The following is a 17,043-nucleotide window of genomic DNA, read 5'->3' on the forward strand; positions in this document are numbered from 1 at the left end:
TCCCTCCTCCACTTTTGCCCTTCTCTCTTTTGTAAAAAACCTACACCTGTGAGGGCACTCATCCCCCAGTGGGGGCTTCCCCCCAAGCTGGGTTTTTCTCAAGAACAACTATTTACCGCTGAAGTCAGTGCCATTCTACTTAAATTGACGTGTTTTCTATCCCTACCGCTTCAGCAATAGAATTTAAACCTCGCTCCTCTAGGCGTTGCACTAATCCTTCCAGAACCTGCCTTACCATTGAGGGCCCTTCATAAACCCAGCCAGTATAAACCTGAATTAAACTTGCTCCTGCTGTAATTTTTTCCCAAGCATCCTCTGCTGTAAAGATGCCTCCAACGCCAACAATGGGTAACTGTCCGTTGGTTTGCTGCCAGATAAAGCGAATTACCTCTGTAGAACGCTGACGTAGGGGTGCGCCACTAATGCCCCCCGCTTCCTCTGTGACGGGCTTACCTGTTGCTGCAATCTGTTGCGTTTTGAGCATGTCGCGGCGAATCGTTGTATTCGTGGCAATAATCCCGGCTAGTTGATAGGTTTGTGCCAGCTTAATCACATCCGCGATCGCCTCCCATTCCAAATCCGGCGCGATCTTTACCAGGATTGGCTTTGCCAGGAGCTGATTTTCCTCTTGCAACGCCTCAACAATGCGACTGAGCTGTTCGGCATCTTGGAGCGATCGCAAACCTGGAGTATTGGGCGAACTGACATTAATCACAAAATAATCGCCCCACTCTTTTAAAAGGCGAAAACTCCCCAAATAGTCAGCCGGAGCATCAGACAAGGGTGTTACCTTAGATTTACCTAAATTAATCCCCAAAGGAATTACCCTAGGACGCTCTTGGCGTTTTGCCAACTCCGCCGCTATCACCGCACTACCTTGATTATTAAATCCCATACGATTGAGGGCAGCGAGATCCGCAGGTAAGCGAAATAGCCGGGGACGAGGATTTCCCGGTTGTGCCTGAAAGGTGACAGTACCGAGTTCAGCAAAGCCAAACCCAAAGGCACTCCAAATCCCCGCCGCCACGCCATCCTTATCAAATCCGGCGGCTAACCCTAGAGGATTGGGGAACGTTAGCCCCCATAATGTTTGTTCAAGACAAGCATGACGGAGACAATAGGCTTGCTCTAACTGGGCTTGAATGCGACGACTCAAGAAGCGATCGCTGTTGTGATCCAGCCAGCCTAGCACTTGCAAAGTCTGGCGGTGTACCCACTCTGGGTCTGCTTTTAAGCCAGAAAACAAAATCGGGCGAATACCCGCTTGGTAGATATCCATAGTTGAAGTACGAAGTATGAAAGAAATTATCCCTAGTTCCTCATCCCCTCATCAGCAATTAGCAATTAGCCTAACTCTTGGATAATACAAGCATTGACAAGTGCTGATATTTTGTTCCCGCACAAAGTAGTTGGATTGAGAGCATCATGGGTCAACAGCATCGACAACCCAATGACGAAAATCTTCTTGTTGCCTTGGGGCGCGTTCTCCAGACAATGCGGGAAGAGGAGAACGCCGATGTTTTGATTGAAACGGTTCTGGATTATCTCCAGAGCGAGTTTGATTATCGCTTAATTTGGATTGGTCTGTATGACCGTTTAGATCACCGCTTGTTTGGCAAAGGCGGATTTACTCCCGACGGGGACACAACGTTTCTTAAACAGCGTTTTAACCTTAATCCAGGAGATCTTTTAGAGCAGGTGGTCATCCAGCAGCGACCTGTGGGGGTTTCTGATTTGCGGCAGGAAGTTCGGGCTGGGGAGTGGCGGCGAGTGGCACAGCAGTATGAGGTTCAGGGGGCGTTACTCTTTCCCCTGCGCTGCAAAGACCGTTGTTTTGGTGTGGCTCTGTTGGGGTCGCACTTATGGGGGGTGTCCCCTCGCCCAGGAGAAAAAGCCCAGCTATCGTTACTTCTGGGAGGATTGGCGGCGGCGTTGTATCAAATCGAAGTGGACTGGCAACGTTCGGCAACCAAGCACCCTGACCAGGTGATGTTTCAGATGCTAGACCAGTTACTGAAACTACCGTCTTTAGAACTGCGGCTAGACTCGATTGTGAACATGACACAACAGTTTGTAGCGTCTACCCGCACTAGCATTTACTGGTACTCTCCAGAGCGCCGCTACTTCTGGCACCGCGTCGGCAATCTGCAATCGATCCGTCGCTTTGGAGAGCGTCGGACAGGGGCGGCGGGAATTACTGTGGCAGAAGCGAATGACTTTTATCAGGCGCTTTCTGGAGGTCAGTTAGTAGCCATTGGAGCAGGTCGTAGCCCGCTCAAAGCTAATAGTACTGGGCATTTGCTGGGACGGCTGCGGGCGCGATCGCTTCTAGCTGCACCGATCAAATCCGATTCAGAACTCCTAGGGTTTCTAGCGGTGGAAGATAACGAAGCCCGCATTTGGGAAGAAGCAGAACGACAGTATATCCGCGCCACGGCTCAAATTGTGGCGCTGGTAGTGGAGCGCGAGCATCTAGAAACAACGCTACAGCAATCTTCTCAAGATTCTCATTTTGCGGCGGCAATGAGTAACGCGATCGCTACTGCTACTAACACAAATACTGCCCTAAAAAACTGCGCCAAACTGTTGAGCGATCGTCTAGAGACAGAGCGTTTTATGGTGCTGCGGGAAGCAGAGGATGGACAATTTCACCTCCTCTACCAGCAACAACCCCCAAACCGCCGTTCTTTAACCGCACCATTAACGGTATTAGGTGAAACTGACCGACAGCGCCTCGCCTCAGTCACAGCCCCCATCGTCATTGAAGACTGGGAAGACGATGTCCAACTGTTGCCGTGGCGAGAGGTACTGCTGCCCTTAGGAGTGCATTCAGCGTTGCTGGTGTCTCTTCACCAAACCCTCCCCGGTGACAACACCACTCAGACCAGAAAGGGACTGTTGATCGTTGCCCATGATACACCGCGCACTTGGAACCAGACAGAACGCAACTTGGTAAGTGTCACCAGTCAGCAGATCGCTTTACTTCTGTCCTTTGATGATTTTCGCGCCTCGACAGAACAGGCGACTGTGACTCATCAACAGTTGCTAACCGGTTTAGATATCCTCTGGAATGCTCCCACAGCTCCCGATCAATTTGAACGTGCTTGGATGGAGCATCTAGCAAGCCTGTTAGAGTGTTCCCTCGCCGCCGTTTTAAGCTGGACTCCTCAGACGCCGACAGCAACGATCACTGCCGCTGTCGTCGCCAATTCTCGTTTTGCCCTGTCCCCCGTGGCAATTCCAGTGGCACACGATGCTTTAATTCAAGAAGCCCTGATCACGCCGGGTTTATTCTCTCGTAACGTTGCCGACTTACCTGCCGCCACTCGTCGCTGGTTGAATATCCCTGGTATCACTCAGGTGTATGCTATTGCCCTTTATACAGGCGAGCTAGCCCCAACGGGGATGGTGATCCTAGCTGGTGATGCTGGCACTCGTTTAAGCGATCGCTGGCGCTCCCTTGTGGAAACCCTGATGTCTCAGTTTGCCTGGTTGCGCCACTACCGTCGCCTGAGTGCCGTTAAAGGCAGCGAGGCGACAAATTTGCAAACCCTAAACTGGTACAAACATCGCTGTTTAGATACCCTGCACCAGATTGTTGCCGAGGGCGTCAGTGCCTTACTAGAACTGGAATCCCAAGCACCAACACCCCCTGCTAAAGGAGATGCCTCTTCACCCCTGACCAATCGTCAACCTTTACGGCAGATGCGAACTTCTCAGCTCTTGCACCACTTAGAAGGAACGCTCTCCACGTTAACCCCCGTACTGCGGGACGAACAGTGGCGCTTACAGCCCCACCTGAGTCCTGTGTCTCTGACAAATTTACTCAGGCGATCGCTCAGTCGTGTCGAACCTCTCTACAAGCAGCGCACTCTGAAAGTCCAAATCCATAACTCCAGTCAAATCAGCGTCTACGGTGACCAACTGAAACTCGAATGCGTTTTATTTGAGCTGCTCCTCACCTCCTGCTGTCGCGCCCAACCCAGAAGCCAGCTTGACCTCTGGTGCCGCTTTTTAGACCCATCTATCAACAGCAGCAATCTCCCCACAAACCCCAAAAAACTTCCCCTAGTCGATTTATCGATTGTTGAAAGTGAAATGAGCGCCAATCTTTTATCTATCGAAAGCCTAGACAAAAGGCTTGCCACCCTCTCTCCAGAACTGCCGTCTAGCCTACAACTAAGAGCCTGCCAAGAAGTCCTCCGCATCTGCGGCGGTGACCTGCTATTTTATCCCCTAGAAGCTGGTCATTACTGGACTCGCTTAATTCTGCCCGCCGCCAAGCAGAAGTGACCAAAAACATTGGGATACAAGCCCCGTCCTTCGACAGGAGTTCGGACGTTCGGCGAGGCGTTCGACTGAGCGCTCACGCCGAAGTCTCAGTCGAGTCGCGAAGGCTCACTCGAGCCGCTCAGGAACACCTATAAGGTGTTCCTGAGCCTGTCGAAGGACGGCTTTTTGATACAATGATGGTGGTTGAAATACCCACCTCATCTTGCAGCGATATACCAGCCATAGGCTGTGAAACCGGGACTGGGACGGTAAGAGGGAAAGAACCCAAGGGCAACGGACGCTCCGACCTGAAGGCACTAAAAAAACTGAATATGCAAGTTCATCAACTTTAATCGCGGGCGGGCAGTTCGAGATTTAAAACGGACGTGGAGGAAGACATAAATCCAAGCTAGGCTTGGTTGCCACCTGTGAAGCGTCAACCCCATTCAGCGACCATTCTCCTATTCGTAGGTTTTGGCGTGGTGAGGAATCCCCGCACCTTCAGGTCGGGGAGGATGTCAAAAAAGAGGGATACCAAGGGGGGTAACCAATTCATGCAAGAAGTCTAATGAACCCTACACCCTAGTCAGCCGATTCTTCTATAGTGCTTGCTGGCACTTCTTCATCCCCAAGCTGAACGCCTGCGGGAAAGCAAAAAAAAGGTTGATGAACTAGTTCATCAACCCTAATCTTTATATTCCCTTTAGAGAAGAGGCAAACTCATCGCTTGCACTCTAGCTCAAACACTACTTGCTTTCAGTTTCTGAGAACTCAGCATCAATTACATCATCAGAACCACCAGTGGGAGGCTCAGTACCACCAGGAGCGGGGCCACCAGGCTCAGGGCCACCAGCACCTTGCTGTTGATAGAGGTTGGTGCCAATACTGTAGAGCGCCTGCTGTAACTCAGTGGTGAGAGTTTTGATGCGGTCGTCGTCTTCCTGCTGGACAGCTTCTCGTAGGTCTTTGACTTGACCTTCAACCTTGGTTTTGTCAGCCTCAGGGACTTTGTCACCTAGTTCAGCGAGTTGCTTTTCAGCTTGGTAAACTAGAGAGTCAGCCTGGTTCTTACGGTCGATCCGCTCGCGGTACTCTTTATCAGCCGCCGCGTTGGATTCTGCTTCTTTGACCATCCGCTCAACTTCATCACCAGGTAGGGTCGAAGCACCCGTAATGCTGATCGATTGCTCTTTACCTGTGCCTTTATCTTTGGCGGTGACGTTGAGGATACCGTTAGCGTCGATGTCGAAGGTTACTTCAATTTGAGGAACACCACGGGGAGCTGGAGGAATACCATCTAAGCGGAAGGTACCCAAGCTCTTGTTGGTGTTAGACATTTCACGCTCACCTTGGAGGACGTGAATTTCCACGTTAGTTTGACCATCTACCGCCGTCGAGAATGTTTCTGACTTCTTGGTAGGAATGGTTGTGTTGCGAGGAATAATCTTGGTCATGACACCACCCAAGGTTTCAACACCTAAGGATAGTGGGGTGACATCAAGCAGCAAGATATCCTTGACTTCACCCGCCAAGACACCCGCTTGAATTGCTGCACCAGTGGCGACAACTTCATCCGGGTTAACGCTTTGGTTAGGATCTTTTCCAAGAATCCGCTTAACCAACTCTTGTACGGCAGGAATCCGGGTGGAACCACCGACTAAGACGATCTCATCAATGGCGCTCTTGTCAATTTTTGCATCACGCACCGAATTCTCAACCGGGATGCGGCAACGATCAATTAAATCAGCGCAAATTTCTTCAAATTTACTCCGTGTTAAGGTCGTATCCAGGTGCTTCGGGCCATCCTGGGTAGCCGTGATGAAGGGTAGGTTGATTTCAGCTTGGGTGACGCTGGAAAGCTCAATCTTGGCTTTTTCTGCGGCTTCCGTCAGACGTTGTAGCGCTTGCTTGTCCTTACGAAGTTCGATACCTTCAGCTTTCTGGAATTCGCTGGCTAAGTAATCAACGATTTTCTTATCGAAGTCGTCGCCCCCTAGGTGAGTGTCACCAGAGGTTGATAACACTTCAAAGACACCATCGCCCACTTCTAGGATGGATACGTCAAAGGTACCACCACCAAGGTCAAAGACGAGAATGGTTTCGTTGCTCTTCTTGTCTAAGCCGTAGGCTAGAGAAGCGGCAGTTGGTTCGTTGATGATCCGTAGTACATCAATGCCTGCAATCTTACCTGCGTCTTTAGTCGCTTGACGCTGGGAGTCGTTGAAGTAAGCCGGAACAGTGATCACGGCTTGGGTAACAGTCTCACCGAGGTACTTGCTAGCGTCCTCTACTAGCTTACGTAGCACTTGAGCAGAAATCTCTTCTGGCGCAAACTGCTTGCTTTGAGCTGAGGAGTCTAGTCTAACGTTGCCGTTGGCATTAAGGACTTTGTAAGAAACTTCCGTGAGTTCTTGACTAACTTCGCTATATTTGCGTCCAATAAAGCGCTTTACAGAGTAAAAAGTATTTTCAGGATTCATTACCGCCTGACGCTTGGCGATTTGACCGACTAAGCGATCGCCATTTTTTGCATAGGCGACAACCGATGGGGTCGTCCGAAAACCTTCAGCATTAGCAATCACGGTTGGCTTACCACCTTCCATGACGGCTACGCAGGAGTTCGTTGTACCTAAGTCAATTCCAACAACTTTTGCCATAAGAGTATTTCGGGTCTGTACTAACTACAAAGACTGGTATAGGGGTTTGGAGACAAAAAATTGAACGGTTATCGGTTCAATTCAGCAGCCAGTTCAGCTTCAATTGCCAGCTAATTTGCTTACTAATCTCTATACTGAGTGTGATTGGCTTGTCTCTTGAAGGGGGGGTTTCCGAACCTTCATCAGGGCGGTTCTACCCGCAGGGCGAAGAGTCACCCCTTCTTTTAGGTGCAATTCAGCCGTCTGATCCGTCCTAGTCGTGCTGATTGCTTTCACTTCATCTAATGTATGAAAGATTGGGGCCAAAGAGATTGGGGCGAACCGTAATGAATCAGTTGTATTTGCCGCCTGAAAGCAAATAATACCCAAAAACTCAGTCAGTAGAGAGGTAGTATGCTACGTCTCTACTTCAAATCAACTAGGTAAAATAGAAAAGCTCGATCGCGCCCAACGTCTTTTCTATGGTTTCCTTATCTCCAGAATTGCAAGCTCGACTTTCAACTCCCCTCAAAATTGGCTCGGTTGAGGTCAATAGCCGCGTGCTTCAGTCACCCTTATCTGGTGTGACTGACTTAGTATTTCGTCGCCTCGTGCGTCGCTATGCTAGTGACTCGATGATGTACACCGAAATGGTGAATGCAACCGGACTGCACTATGTCAAAGAGCTGCCAAAAATCATGGAGGTAGACCCGAATGAAAGACCCATTAGCATCCAGCTTTTTGATTGTCGCCCAGATTTCTTAGCAGAAGCTGCCCGGATGGCAGTGGAGGAAGGAGCAGATACGGTTGACATTAATATGGGTTGCCCCGTTAACAAAATCACCAAAAACGGCGGTGGTTCTTCCTTACTGCGGGAACCCCAAACGGCGGAGGCAATTGTCCGGGAAGTGGCGAAAGCGGTAGACGTACCCGTAACGGTGAAAACCCGCCTTGGCTGGTCAGACAAGGAAATTAATATTTTAGAGTTTGCCAAACGCATGGAAGATGCGGGGGCGCAGATGCTAACCCTGCACGGTCGCACCCGCGCTCAGGGATACAATGGCTCGGCTCGGTGGGAGTGGATTGGACGAGTCAAGGAAGTTCTCTCGATTCCCGTGATTGCCAATGGCGATATTTTCTCCATTGAAGCGGCGGTGCGTTGCTTAGAGCAAACAGGTGCAGATGGGGTGATGTGTTCGCGCGGCACCCTCGGCTATCCGTTTTTAGTCGGAGAAATTGACCGTTTTTTGAAAACTGGGGAGCAGTTACCCTCGCCAACGCCTGTGGAGCGTCTGGAATGTGCCAAGGATCATTTAGAGGCGTTATGGGACTATAAAGGCGATCGCGGTATCCGCCAGTCTCGTAAGCATATGACTTGGTATGCCAAAAATTTTCCCGGTGCGGCTGAACTGCGAGGACAACTAGCTGTCATTGAAACAGTAGAACAAGGTGTAGAGTTACTAAACCGTGCAATGGAGGGATTGGCTAATTTACCTTGCCCAGAAGAGGTCTCTGTCGAACCACAGTTGGTGTAGAGGCAAACCGCACTTGTCTCGAAGACGTTAAGCCATCAATCCCCTAGGGCAATTTATAGCAGTCACCCCATAGGTTAAGACATTCCTGATTCTCTAAAAGCAAGCTCTGGTTGAATCTTCAACTCACCGACTCAGGACTTTGCTACATCAGCCAGAGAAACCCAAAAAAACAAGGCAGGTGTTTTACCTGCCTTATCTATTTGAAAAGGACAATTACTTAAAAATTATCCTTGAAACAACGCTCTACACCTAGGCGGCAAAAACAGACCCATCTTAGTCGGGCTTAGTTGCCAACAGCACCTTCTAGGACATTCTCAATCTTGTCTTCGATGGAAACAGCCTGGGAATTTTCTGGTCGCTTCTGCTTATCAGCATCCGCCGTTCCCTGAACAGCATTTAGACCAGGGTTGGTTCTCGCCTGGGTATCTTTTTGGTTTGTCGCAGCGGGGTAGGAGCGGATTACCTTCTGCGACTCTCGTTCAATCCCAAGTAAGTTGTCCTCACCCTTAGTCGGACTACTGGTGGGGGCACTTGGGTTGGGATTAGCGCTGTAGGCAGGTAAAGCCTGAGAGAATAGTACAAAAGTGCAGACGAAAGCAGCTACCACCAAACGTGCTCGACGCCACAGGGTAGACCAGTTAAAACGATTAGATTTCATAGAAAGCTTCTCCTAATTTTTGGGAATTTTTGCATGAATCGGGTCAATAACCCGCTCAAAGCCAGTCAAATATTAAACTACCTTGTATCTATTGCCTCAAACTTTTGATCGCAGCAAATCTACACCTAGGTAGATCTGTAGGAGGCTTAAACAAAATGTTAAGTAACTTAACTTTGCTTAAGAAATTCTATGGTGGGGATTAAGGGGTCTTGAACAATACCCACACCTGTAAATCCCCACCGTTGCAACAGCGCTTTTAGCTGATTTTTAGAGATGGTTTCTACGGCAAAGCGATTGGCGAGGTCGGCACCGTGAGTATTGAGGTAACTTAGAGCCTCAAAATGCTCACGAAACATCAACAAGTATGCCGACGATGATTCGCGATCGCTATTAACCTGCGCCGCCAAATAGCGACCGTCAGCTCTAGACAGAAGGAGGTAATATACTTCACTCATTAGTCATTAGTCATTAGTCAGTTGTTCCAAGTGGGCGCTCCCTTACGGCTACCCAAACAGGGCTAATCTCCAATCCACCCATCTCTCACTTCAGATTAGCTAACCGAATCCGGGGGTCAACCACTTTCAAGAGTAAGTCCGCTAGTAAGTTACCCACAATCAGCATCAACGCTCCCATCATCAAGCTTGCCATGACCAGATAAAGGTCTTGGGCAATCACAGCGGACAAAATCAGACGCCCCAATCCTGGCCAGTTGAAGAAAAATTCGGCAATAAATGCACCACTAAGTAAGGCAGAAAACTCAAAACCCAAAAGCGTAATCAAAGGATTGACCGCATTGCGGAGGGCATGGACGTAAATAACTCGTTTTTCCGGCAGTCCTTTTGCCCGTGCTGTCTGGATGTAGTCTTGCCGCAAAACATCCAGTAATTCCCCTCTGGTGATCCGCTGGAGTCCTGCAAAACTGGTGATTGAGAGGGCAATGGTGGGCAAAATCATGTGCCAAGCAATGTCCAAAATCTTTCCCACAGGCGACAAGTCGGCATGGTTGATACTAGTCATGCCACCGACAGGAAATAAGGGGGACGTGTACTGGGCGAAGATCAGTAGCAGTAGAGCCGTGATAAAGCTGGGGAAGCCTTGTCCCGTGTAGCTTATAACCTGCAAAACTCGGTCAGAGGTGCGGTTTTGGTTAACAGCGGCAACAATTCCCAAGGGAATAGCGATCGCCCATGTCACAACTACCGAAGCCACAGCGAGTAGCAAAGTAGCAGGAATCCGCTCCCACAACAAATCCGCCACATCTCGGAAATAGACAAAACTAGTGCCAAAGTCACCCCTAGTCACCATCCGCACTAACCAACGCCAGTACTGCACAAGTGCTGGTTGATCCAAACCGAATTGCTGCTGTAGTTCCTCAATCCGTTCTGGGGAAATTTGGGGATTTTGCCTCAGGGTATCTAGGTAATCACCAGGGGCAAACTGAATAATAGCAAAGCTCAACGCGGAGGCTAGGAGCAGCGTCAAAACTGCCTGCAACAGCCGCTTGGCAATGTAGAAGGATGTCTCGCTTGTCAGGAGCATTTTCAGCCCATTCTGACTGGCTTTTAACCGATTACGGGTGGAAGAAGATTTAGTAGAAGAAGTCATAAAACGCCCCACTTCTTGAAAGCCACATTTTGCATTGACCTATCAGAATATCGATATTCTGGAGATTCAGACTTTTGGAAAACTGATCTAGAGACTAAAGGCATTGATTTTTTTGACAAAATCCTCAAAACTTTGAGTTTTCTATCAAGTTGGTCAAAAGATTAGGTTTTGAGATTCGTCTAGTTGCTGTAGCACTCAAAGACAAATATTCTCAACAAGTTGACTAAAAAATGACATATCGTAACTTTACAGGCTAGCCAAATTGTGGAATTAAGTTCCTTTATAAGATGGCATCAATCAATAGTAGCCAATTTTTTCCTGAATATAGATAAGTAAGACGAAGTAAATAATATGGGTTTGTAGTCAGGAGTAAATTCCTCAAAATCCAACCAATCCCTTGCTACGAGACGATTTCAAAAAAATATTACCTGGAGACACATCCTTGATATTTATTCCCGCCTACTTACTGGCAAGAAAAGTTGAAGAGCTTTATAAGTAACATCTTTATAGAACAAAATTAACTTTTCAGCCCAACTGCTAACGACCAATACTTCTGCCTTCACTGGCACCTTTCTCAAATACTAGTATGCTGCCTACACCACTTGTTGAAGAAGAGGTGGACATTGCTCTTTCATTCCCTGTAATTTTTTTCCAACCTACCTGGCGAGGCAATGCCTACCCAACGCCGAATCTTGCCTATCTTCTTAATACTCAATCAAGTTAATGATTGGCACATCCGGCAACTTTTGACGCCCACCTAAGTCTTTTAATTCGATGATAAAAGCGAAGCCTATCAGGTAGCAGTTTGTCTGCTGTACCAACTGGGCTGTCGCTGCGGCTGTTCCCCCGGTAGCCATCAAATCATCGACAATCAACACGCGGCTATCTGGATGAAAAGCATCTTGATGAACTTCTAGACAATCCATACCGTACTCCAGTTCGTACTCCACAGTATGAACGGCGGCAGGAAGCTTGCCGGGTTTGCGAACCGGGATAAACCCAGCCCCTAACATATAAGCTAGGGGAGGGCCAAAAATGAATCCTCGAGACTCCATTCCCACAACATAGTCAGGCGCGATCGCCGCTTCTTTACACTTTTGTGTAAGGGCATCAATGGTGTAGCGTAGCCCCTCTGGGTGACGCAGTAGCGTGGTGATGTCTCGAAATAAAATTCCGGGCTTAGGGAAGTCGGGTATGTCGCGAATGAGAGACTTAAGATCCATTGAGCAGTGAACTTTTGTAAAATGCAGGTTGACTCAGTAGTTGTAGCACGATTGCCTGACAGCAATGCCTCAAAGTGGCGATCGCACCAGGCAGCTATCCCAAGATGGCTGGCAGCAAAGCTCTGGAAATTCGTACAATAAGAGGCTGCATGGTTTTTGGCTGATTGCTAATACTCGAATTAGAAGTCACGTAAACAACATCAACGTTATGTTCTTAAGGCTTTGGGAACAAGCCATCCAAGTAGAAACCGAGCATAAATTCTCATGCAAAAATCAGGTATTCTACAGGCAGCAACCCGTCTGAGATTGAATTTTGCCAGAGTCAAAGCCATAGACAACCCTGGCTATTTATTTGAATGAATATTTCTGTGAGCGTAATGCCGACCAACAGTCCTCCTGCCCCATCAATGCCATTGATTTTAGACAGTCTACCCGATCCTACCCTGGTGAAAGAAGGGTGTCCGCTGCGGACACGGCAGCGGATTGACTTGATTTTACTGGCGATAGAAGCTCTAGAACTGGGTGGCTCAGAAGTTATGCTCGCCGTGGCGCGAGATTTAGGACTCCAAGACATTGTTAAAAATCGGGTCGTTTTGTGGCGCTTGCGCTGTACCAATCCTTGGCGACGAGCTCACACCAGACGTTCCCTAAGTTTGGATGAAGCCAAGGCATTAGTGTTGATTACAACCCATCTCACCCGACGCATGACTGTTGTCATTCGTCAATTGCTACTGGCGTATCAACAGCTTAATGAAAAGCAGCTTTCTGTCGAACATCACTTTCGCTTGTCGGAGTACTTAGAACGCTTCCGCGCTCACTTCAGAAGCCGGATGAATCCGCGACGGGCAAAAGTTGCTGCCTACAACTCAGACGAAAAGTTAAATGAGTTGGCACTGTCTCTTTTAGGTCAGTTACTGTTCTGTACGGGGACTTTGGGAACGCAGCGGCTTTGGACTAGTTTGTTTGATGGAGAGGTATCATGACAATTCGCCGTCAGTACAGTCTGCCAAACTGCACGCTGATTTTGGAGGGGTTAAGCGACGCTTCCCCAGCAACTGGGAATCAGTTTGATGCTCGCCCTTTAATGTCAATTTTGGTCAATGCCGAGTGTCATTTTTCTGGGAATATCCCGCCTCTGACGGGCGGTAGAGACTTTTTTGAAAGTCTGGTGAATACCGTAAACCGCTACGCCCAGGAATTTTTAAGCCAAGTACATCATCCCTACTTTCCAGAGAACAACCCAGGAGTGGTGACGCTGGAGAAAGTGGCGGATAAAGATTTGCATCGCTTGACATTGCTTCCATCTGCTGAGCCTACGCCAGTGGCTGCGGGGAGTAACTCGGCATCTACCCCAGCTCATGCCGTCCCCGTACAGATCGATTTGACAACGGTGCAGTTGTTTGATTTGGTGGATGCGGTCGATCAGTTTTTTGCCGATAGTCGTACTCTCCCAGGGATTTCCCTGCATTTAGAGCCAGTTTCTAAGCGCCATGCTAAGGCAGAGCAGCCGATCGCGCAACGGTCAGCCCCGGTAGCCTTGGGAGTCACCAGTTTGGCGATCGCCGCGATCGCGTTATTCTTTGTCCCAGTTCCTGAAGTTCGCCAACCCAGACCTGCAAACTCCCAATCTGAAGTCAGCGAAACTACAGGCGCTAACGGTGAAGGCACCGCCACACCTAATCCAGAGGAACTGGCGTCGGCTCCTCGCATTACTGACCCCAGCCAACTCTTGGCGCTGCAAAGTGATTTGCGTGACAAAATCGACCAAGTCTGGGAGAACAGACAATTTAATGAAAATTTAATCTACCGCGTTAGCGTTACTCAAGATGGCTCAGTCATCGGTTACAGACCGATTAATAGTCCAGCGGAGCTTGTTGGCAACGAAACGCCCTTGTCAGAGCTACTTTACCTCCCAGCCGATGGCAGTACATTTACGTCTGAGCCGATTGCTGATTTCCGAGTCGTGCTAACTCGAGGAGGTATCCCACAAGTTAGCCCTTGGGATGGTTTTAGGTAAACAATAGACCCAAAAGCAAAAATTTGTTTTTCCCTTTTGCCTTCAAGAGTGACGCCGTTGAGGATGACGCGTCTTGCTTTTCCCTAGGGGCAAGGCACAATGCCAAACCCCTATACGACTCTCTACCGCACAATTTGACGCATGTAATTTGCCCAAAGCTGGGCAGCTTGCCCGCTACTGCCTCGCGTGGGAGAGTTGTCATCGTTACCCAACCAGATCCCTGTGACAAGCTGGCTGTTAGGGACGTAGCCGATAAACCACAGGTCAACATTACGGTCGGTGGTACCCGTTTTTCCGGCTTCTCCCTGTCCAATAGAGGCACTACTACCTGTACCCCCCCTAACGACTCCCCTTAATAAGGCGTGCATGGTGTTGGCGACGGATGGGGAAACGGCTTGTCTATTTCTGTCGCCGTCCTCTTCAAAGTTGTAGATCACCCGGCAGGTTTTGGGATTGTCTGGCTCAGTACAGTCGCTACTATCGAGAATGCGTCGGATGGCGTGGGGCTGATTCCAGACACCACGATTAGCGATCGCGCCATAAGCCCCGGTAATTTCCAGAACATTGACTTCGCTTTGACCAATAGCAAGACGGGGAACCGGATCGAGTTTGGAGCCAATCCCTAGCCGTCGTGCTGTTTGCACCACGTTATTTAATCCTGCATCTTGAGCGACTCGGATGGCGACCACATTCTCTGATTGCGCTAAGCCTGTGTACATATCAATATTGCCTCCCGAACGCTGACAACCCGCGATGCCGTCTAAGGGGGCGCAGGAGTAAGTCTTTCCCGGAGAGCTACCTTGCTCCAAAGCTGCCGCGTAGGGGAACAGCTTGAAGGTAGAACCTGGTTGTCGCTGAGCTTGGGTGGCACGGTTAAATTGGCTTTTTTGGTAGTCTACGCCGCCCACAAGGGCACGAATTTCACCGTTATCGCTGTTGAGAGTGGCAATTGCTCCTTGAGAAAATCCGAGGCGAGAACCTGTACTGTTCACTGAGTCGCGCAGGGCGGCTTCGGCAGTGGTCTGCGTCTGCAAATCCAGCCCCGTTTCTACAATGAAATTACCTTCCTGGGCTAAATCTTTTCCCAATAATTGCTGCAATTCCGTGAAGACGTAACTATAAAAGTAGGGGGCTTTCGTGCTAGCGAGGGTTTCACGAGCCTTGGGGCTAACTTCAATTCGCGATCGCCTAGCTCGTTGGGCTTCCTCATCGGTAATCATTCCCAAAGCTCGCATCCGTGCAATGACATTATTCCGCCGTTGCAGGGCCCCATCATAATCCTGCACTGGGTTATAGCTATTGGGGGCAGGTAAAATTGCCACCAAGGTTGCCGCTTCTTGTAGCGTCAAATCTCTAGCGGATTTATCGAAATAAAACTGCGCCGCATCTTCAAAGCCGTAGGCATCAATTCCTAAATAGACACGATTTAGATAGGTTCTTAAAATTTCGTCCTTGCTGTAGAACGTTTCCAGCTTCAGCGCCACGGCTGCCTCCCGGAGTTTACGGCTGGCAGTATTTTCTCTGCCCACGTATTCCGTAAACAGGCTGCGTGCTACCTGCTGAGTAATGGTGCTTGCCCCTTCGCGAATGCCGCCGCCTTGGATATTTCTTACCAGTGCCCGCAAAACACCGTAGGGATCAACCCCAAAGTGCCAGTAATAGCGGGCATCTTCTGAGGCAACAGCAGCTTGAGGTAGGTAGGGAGAAAACTCAGATAGCGGCTTTAGCTCAACGTGGGATTCTGTGCGGGGTTGTCGCAGGAGGACGTCATCCCCTGAATAGACCACTACAGGGCCTTGAACGCCCGCTGGTAAAGGTCGCACTGGTACCTTTAGCCATTCAATGCCGACGAGCAGTGCTGCCAAGCCCGTCAACGCACCAGCCCCGTACAGCGCATAACGAATGCCTTTGATATACCAGGGCGGGGGATTGTGATATTGCAACCGGACGGCAGCGGCAAGTTCTGGCGGCCCAAGAGTCAAGATATCGCCGTGGCGCAGTGCCAGCATCGGCAGGCGACGCTTACCCCGATAAATGCCATTGGTCGATTGTTCGTCTTTCAGCAGGAAGTTGGTGCGTCGCCGTCCGTAACGTTCTAGGGACAAGTGAGTCTGACTGACGACGGGGTTACGCACCACAATATCGCAGGATTTAGAACTACGTCCCAATAGATAGCGATCGCCAACTAAAGGATAAATTTCGGCTTTATCTGCACCCGAATCCTGCACCCAAAGTTCTGGAACTTTGGCATTGGGCTTCAGTGCTAGTGCCTGAAAATTAATCTTGGCTTGAATGGTGTGTACTGCCTGGGTCACTTGACCAAGCAATGTTTGTGGCTGTTGTGGAGGCGGGGGAGGACTCATTATCTAACTATTAGCAAGTCAGCTTAATAGTGCTGGTACTTAATTTTACGATCAACCCTTTTTCTGGCGTTGCTGGTTGCAATTCTAGCAATAGCTACGATGAATCTGCTGTGTATGTTAGTAAGGCAGAGGAACAGAGGATGTTTCGCTCTGCCCTTCGATGTTGCCCTAGGGTGACGTGAAGGAGAAAATCGAAAGTTATCGCTTCTCCCTTCTAATAATATTGGGGCGATCACGCTATCTAGAACCCTCAGATGCAGGAGGATTGGCAAAACTGCCGATTAGTAAGAAGACAATGCCCACATTGATAAAGACATCTGCCAAATTAAAGATGGGGAATTGAATCAGCCGAAAATCTAGAAAATCGACCACATATCCGGCGGCAAATCGGTCGATACCGTTACCAAATGCCCCTGCCAAAACAAAGCCATAGCCTAGTTGCTCAAGTTTGGTAAGTCTGGGGCCAAATACGGCAAAGGCGATTAAACCGAGACTGACGATTAAGGATAGCCAGCGCAACCACCCTGCACCGTTTCTAAACAGACTAAATGCTGCCCCAGTATTGGTGACAAAAGTCAAGTGAAATACCCCCTCCCACAAGGGCACAGTTTCCCCTAGGTCAAAATTACGCACAACCCATAACTTAGTCAGTTGATCCAAAACCAAACTGACCAAGGCAACAATCCAAAAGAGGCGATTTTTTAGACGCATGAGGTTAGAGATTGGGGACTAGG

At 49.2% G+C, this 17,043-nt stretch carries 12 protein-coding genes; 4 read left to right on the top strand and 8 right to left on the bottom strand.

Annotated elements, in window-relative coordinates; translation table 11 throughout:
* Window positions 1-139: 139 nt before the first annotated feature.
* Window positions 140-1,279: a quinone-dependent dihydroorotate dehydrogenase gene (locus AC5JR3_RS15360; RefSeq protein ID WP_495847418.1), complete on the bottom strand. Its 1,140-nt coding sequence runs from the start codon at window positions 1,277-1,279 to the stop codon at window positions 140-142.
* Between the two features lie 146 nt (window positions 1,280-1,425).
* Between AC5JR3_RS15360 and AC5JR3_RS15365 the strand changes: the two genes are divergently transcribed.
* Window positions 1,426-4,293, top strand: coding sequence for a GAF domain-containing protein (locus tag AC5JR3_RS15365; RefSeq protein ID WP_495847419.1), 2,868 nt, complete (start codon window positions 1,426-1,428; stop codon window positions 4,291-4,293).
* A gap of 725 nt (window positions 4,294-5,018) precedes the next feature.
* Here AC5JR3_RS15365 and dnaK read toward each other — a convergent pair.
* Window positions 5,019-6,929 (bottom strand): molecular chaperone DnaK, encoded by a 1,911-nt coding sequence (dnaK, locus tag AC5JR3_RS15370; protein ID WP_495847420.1) that lies wholly within the window; start codon window positions 6,927-6,929, stop codon window positions 5,019-5,021.
* Window positions 6,930-7,390: 461 nt separating this feature from the next.
* Here dnaK and dusB point away from each other — a divergent pair, with 461 nt between their 5' ends.
* Entirely contained in the window at window positions 7,391-8,443 is a 1,053-nt protein-coding gene (dusB, locus tag AC5JR3_RS15375) for a tRNA dihydrouridine synthase DusB (RefSeq protein ID WP_495847421.1), read from the top strand.
* Window positions 8,444-8,726: 283 nt separating this feature from the next.
* Here dusB and AC5JR3_RS15380 read toward each other — a convergent pair whose 3' ends face one another.
* From AC5JR3_RS15380 to AC5JR3_RS15395, 4 genes are all read right to left on the bottom strand, one after another.
* Complete coding sequence (locus AC5JR3_RS15380) at window positions 8,727-9,101, bottom strand: low temperature-induced protein (RefSeq protein ID WP_495847422.1); 375 nt, start codon at window positions 9,099-9,101, stop codon at window positions 8,727-8,729.
* A gap of 167 nt (window positions 9,102-9,268) precedes the next feature.
* Window positions 9,269-9,556: a hypothetical protein gene (locus AC5JR3_RS15385; protein ID WP_495847423.1), complete on the bottom strand. Its 288-nt coding sequence runs from the start codon at window positions 9,554-9,556 to the stop codon at window positions 9,269-9,271.
* An 85-nt stretch (window positions 9,557-9,641) separates the two neighbouring features.
* Window positions 9,642-10,706 (bottom strand): ABC transporter permease, encoded by a 1,065-nt coding sequence (locus AC5JR3_RS15390; protein WP_495847424.1) that lies wholly within the window; start codon window positions 10,704-10,706, stop codon window positions 9,642-9,644.
* A gap of 704 nt (window positions 10,707-11,410) precedes the next feature.
* Window positions 11,411-11,929: an adenine phosphoribosyltransferase gene (locus tag AC5JR3_RS15395; RefSeq protein WP_495847425.1), complete on the bottom strand. Its 519-nt coding sequence runs from the start codon at window positions 11,927-11,929 to the stop codon at window positions 11,411-11,413.
* 356 nt (window positions 11,930-12,285) lie between these two features.
* On the opposite strand from AC5JR3_RS15395, the gene AC5JR3_RS15400 reads away from it, so the two are divergent.
* Both AC5JR3_RS15400 and AC5JR3_RS15405 read left to right on the top strand, forming a co-directional pair.
* Window positions 12,286-12,912, top strand: a complete 627-nt coding sequence (locus AC5JR3_RS15400; RefSeq protein WP_495847426.1) for a DUF3038 domain-containing protein — start codon at window positions 12,286-12,288, stop codon at window positions 12,910-12,912.
* Window positions 12,909-13,946 (top strand): DUF4335 domain-containing protein, encoded by a 1,038-nt coding sequence (locus tag AC5JR3_RS15405; RefSeq protein ID WP_495847427.1) that lies wholly within the window; start codon window positions 12,909-12,911, stop codon window positions 13,944-13,946. Before AC5JR3_RS15400 ends, AC5JR3_RS15405 begins: the two co-directional genes overlap by 4 nt.
* Window positions 13,947-14,068: 122 nt before the next feature.
* On the opposite strand, the gene AC5JR3_RS15410 is transcribed toward AC5JR3_RS15405, so the two are convergent.
* Both AC5JR3_RS15410 and lspA read right to left on the bottom strand, forming a co-directional pair.
* Window positions 14,069-16,309 (bottom strand): PBP1A family penicillin-binding protein, encoded by a 2,241-nt coding sequence (locus AC5JR3_RS15410; protein WP_495847428.1) that lies wholly within the window; start codon window positions 16,307-16,309, stop codon window positions 14,069-14,071.
* A 237-nt stretch (window positions 16,310-16,546) separates the two neighbouring features.
* A complete protein-coding gene (gene lspA, locus AC5JR3_RS15415; RefSeq protein WP_495847429.1) occupies window positions 16,547-17,020 on the bottom strand; it encodes a signal peptidase II in 474 nt (157 codons plus the stop codon).
* Window positions 17,021-17,043 lie beyond the last annotated feature (23 nt).

It is taken from the genome of Kastovskya adunca (assembly GCF_059505785.1).

Coding starts and splice junctions, on each gene's coding strand:
- AC5JR3_RS15360 (WP_495847418.1), bottom strand. CDS start 1,279: ATGGATATCTACCAAGCGGGTATTCGCCCGATTTTGTTTTCTGGCTTA.
- AC5JR3_RS15365 (WP_495847419.1), top strand. CDS start 1,426: ATGGGTCAACAGCATCGACAACCCAATGACGAAAATCTTCTTGTTGCC.
- dnaK (WP_495847420.1), bottom strand. CDS start 6,929: ATGGCAAAAGTTGTTGGAATTGACTTAGGTACAACGAACTCCTGCGTA.
- dusB (WP_495847421.1), top strand. CDS start 7,391: ATGGTTTCCTTATCTCCAGAATTGCAAGCTCGACTTTCAACTCCCCTC.
- AC5JR3_RS15380 (WP_495847422.1), bottom strand. CDS start 9,101: ATGAAATCTAATCGTTTTAACTGGTCTACCCTGTGGCGTCGAGCACGT.
- AC5JR3_RS15385 (WP_495847423.1), bottom strand. CDS start 9,556: ATGAGTGAAGTATATTACCTCCTTCTGTCTAGAGCTGACGGTCGCTAT.
- AC5JR3_RS15390 (WP_495847424.1), bottom strand. CDS start 10,706: ATGACTTCTTCTACTAAATCTTCTTCCACCCGTAATCGGTTAAAAGCC.
- AC5JR3_RS15395 (WP_495847425.1), bottom strand. CDS start 11,929: ATGGATCTTAAGTCTCTCATTCGCGACATACCCGACTTCCCTAAGCCC.
- AC5JR3_RS15400 (WP_495847426.1), top strand. CDS start 12,286: ATGAATATTTCTGTGAGCGTAATGCCGACCAACAGTCCTCCTGCCCCA.
- AC5JR3_RS15405 (WP_495847427.1), top strand. CDS start 12,909: ATGACAATTCGCCGTCAGTACAGTCTGCCAAACTGCACGCTGATTTTG.
- AC5JR3_RS15410 (WP_495847428.1), bottom strand. CDS start 16,309: ATGAGTCCTCCCCCGCCTCCACAACAGCCACAAACATTGCTTGGTCAA.
- lspA (WP_495847429.1), bottom strand. CDS start 17,020: ATGCGTCTAAAAAATCGCCTCTTTTGGATTGTTGCCTTGGTCAGTTTG.